At 43.0% G+C, this 2,570-nt stretch carries 4 protein-coding genes; 2 read left to right on the top strand and 2 right to left on the bottom strand.

Annotated elements, in window-relative coordinates; genetic code table 11:
- On the bottom strand, positions 1-241 hold a 241-nt coding region (locus VK541_RS22820), incomplete at its 3' end, for a ParA family protein (RefSeq protein WP_324372884.1).
- A gap of 181 nt (positions 242-422) precedes the next feature.
- Between VK541_RS22820 and VK541_RS22815 the strand changes: the two genes are divergently transcribed.
- Entirely contained in the window at positions 423-944 is a 522-nt protein-coding gene (locus VK541_RS22815; RefSeq protein ID WP_324372883.1) for an NAD(P)H-dependent oxidoreductase, read from the top strand.
- On the opposite strand, the gene VK541_RS22810 is transcribed toward VK541_RS22815, so the two are convergent.
- Positions 931-1,389, bottom strand: a complete 459-nt coding sequence (locus tag VK541_RS22810) for a hypothetical protein (RefSeq protein ID WP_324372882.1) — start codon at positions 1,387-1,389, stop codon at positions 931-933. The genes VK541_RS22815 and VK541_RS22810 overlap by 14 nt on opposite strands.
- Positions 1,390-1,428: 39 nt before the next feature.
- On the opposite strand from VK541_RS22810, the gene VK541_RS22805 reads away from it, so the two are divergent.
- Positions 1,429-2,570: ABC transporter substrate-binding protein (locus VK541_RS22805; protein ID WP_324372881.1), on the top strand; the 1,142-nt coding region annotated here is incomplete at its 3' end.

The raw sequence follows: 2,570 nt of genomic DNA, 5'->3' as shown, positions 1-2,570 counted from the left end.
TCGGGGTGTCTGTTTTTTGAATGGCTTCGGAAGGCTCCACATCATTGATGATACACTCATAAATGCTGTTCTTGATGCTTCTTGGATCAAATCCGATTCCCGAAGTAGAATTGGCCTGGGGATCGGCATCAACCAATAAGGTCCTGTATTCCAGTACGGCTAAACTTGCGGCCAGATTGATCGATGAGGTAGTTTTACCTACTCCGCCTTTCTGATTTGCCAGTGCAATAATTTTACTCATCTATCTTATTAATAATTTCAATTATTCGTTTAAGGCTTGCTTTTACTCGTGGTAAATCTATAAAAAATGCTATTTTTGCGATGATTCAGGCATATTTTAACGAATAGCTAAGATACAAACTAAAAGGCAAAACTAGCATTAAAGCCATAAGTGTTTTACACATCTTATTAACAATTTATACATGGTTACGATCATATCAGGCACAAACAGACCTTCAAGTAATACGCTTAAAGTTGCTAAATATTATCAAAAGATACTGAAGCTAAAAGGCCTGGAAACCCATCTTTTTAACCTGGAGGACCTGCCCCCGACACTCATTTCTTCCGATCTCTACGGAAAGCGCAGCCCTGAGTTTGAAGCCATCCAGGAAATGATCGCACAAACGACCAAATTCCTGTTCATCATACCCGAATACAATGGCAGTTTTCCAGGTGTTCTCAAAACTTTCATAGATGCATGCAATTTTCCGGACAGCTTTTACGACAAAAAAGCTGCACTGGTAGGCGTATCCTCAGGAAAATATGGTAACATCAGGGGGATCGATCATTTTGGCGGTGTCTGCAGCTACCTTCACCTCAATGTCCTGCCCTTAAGGCTGCACATTGCCGCCATCAGAATGGAACTGGATGAACAGGGCAATTTTTTTAAAGAGGATACACTTAAATTTACTGACCAGCAGATGGATAAATTTATTGCGTTTTAAAACTGATCCAGGTTTTCCCCTCATTCCCGAATACAAAATAACCCGGATGCAGCATTTCCGCAAGATCTTCCAGCACATCAACAGCACGTTCAGCACTGACTGATCCAATTGACTGGTCATCGAGCAGGTAAACCCTGTTGTATGCTACCGATGGCCATTCCGCATGCAGCATAGCAGGGACAACGCCCATTAACTCCAGTATGCCCACACCATCTTCATAATAAATAACCACCCCGGCATTGACAGGGTCATCCTGAAGCTCGCCTCCGGCAGCATTGATCAGCCATTCAAGATCAGTGTCAAGCTCATTTTTGGCATTCAGGACAGCAACCATTACGCGGTCCATAAACTTGATCTTATGCTGTACAATTTCCACCCGTTCCTGCAAATATTCGCGCAAGACCTCATCCTCCAGCTTATTTATCACCGCATTTAAAAAAGACATACCGATTTATTTATTATTTTGTGCAAAATTAGTATTCCTATGCTGATGCACCGTATCATCGCCCATCTTTTTTCAGCCTTATTACTGACCTGCATCCTTTCCTGCGGACATTCTTCTTCAGATGATGGCAAGAAGGTATTCAATATGAATCTGGATCAAAATCTAACCTCGCTGGATCCTGCTTTTGCACGCAATCAAAACGCAATATGGATGATCAACCAGATCTTTAACGGACTGGTACAGATAGACAGCGCTTTAAATACGAAGCCCTGTATCGCAAAGACCTGGCAGATTTCAGCAGACAAACTTACCTATACTTTCAATTTGCGTGAAGACGTATATTTTCACGACCACGAGCTGTTTCCAAACGGCAAAGGCCGCAAAGTCACTGCTGCAGATTTTGTATATAGTTTCTACCGCCTTATTGATCCCAAAGTAGCTTCCTCCGGCGGCTGGATATTTGGCGATAAGGTCAAAGGCATCAGCAACTTCATTGCAATCAACGACACTACGTTTCAAATCAAACTGATCAAACCCTTTCCGGCCTTCATGAACCTGCTGACTACCCAATATTGCTCGGTGGTACCAAAGGAAATTGTAGATCACTACGGAAAGGATTTTCGCAGTCATCCGGTAGGCACCGGCCCTTTTAAATTCCGGTACTGGAAAGAAGATGAAATACTGGTTTTACTGAAAAACGAACATTACTGGGAAAAACAGGGCAAGGACCAGCTGCCTTTTCTTGATGCCGTAAAAATCACATTCATCAGCGATAAGCAAAGTGCATTCATGAACTTTATTAAAAAGGAGCTTGATTTTTTTGATAAGGTTGACGGCAGCTATCGGGATGACATCCTGACCAAGAGCGGAAAAATGACAGCGAAGTACAAAGGCAAATTTATACTGCGCAAGGGGCTTTATTTATGCACGGAGTACATAGGCATTTTAGTCGACACCAATATTGCAATCACCAAACATTCTCCGTTGCGGTATAAAAAAGTGCGTCAGGCCATCAACTATGCAATCGACAGGGCAAAACTGATCAAATACCTGCGCAATGGCATAGGTATACCGGCCACTTCAGGTTTTATTCCGCAGGGGATGCCGGGATTTGACAGCACTGCTGTAAAGGGTTATCACTATGACCCAAAAAAAGCCGCCCGCTTGCTTGCAGAGGCCGG

The organism is Pedobacter sp. (genome assembly GCF_035317785.1).
Classification (GTDB): domain Bacteria; phylum Bacteroidota; class Bacteroidia; order Sphingobacteriales; family Sphingobacteriaceae; genus Pedobacter.
This window is presented reverse-complemented; position numbering and strand designations above follow the sequence as displayed.

Coding starts and splice junctions, on each gene's coding strand:
- VK541_RS22810 (WP_324372882.1), bottom strand. CDS start 1,389: ATGTCTTTTTTAAATGCGGTGATAAATAAGCTGGAGGATGAGGTCTTG.
- VK541_RS22815 (WP_324372883.1), top strand. CDS start 423: ATGGTTACGATCATATCAGGCACAAACAGACCTTCAAGTAATACGCTT.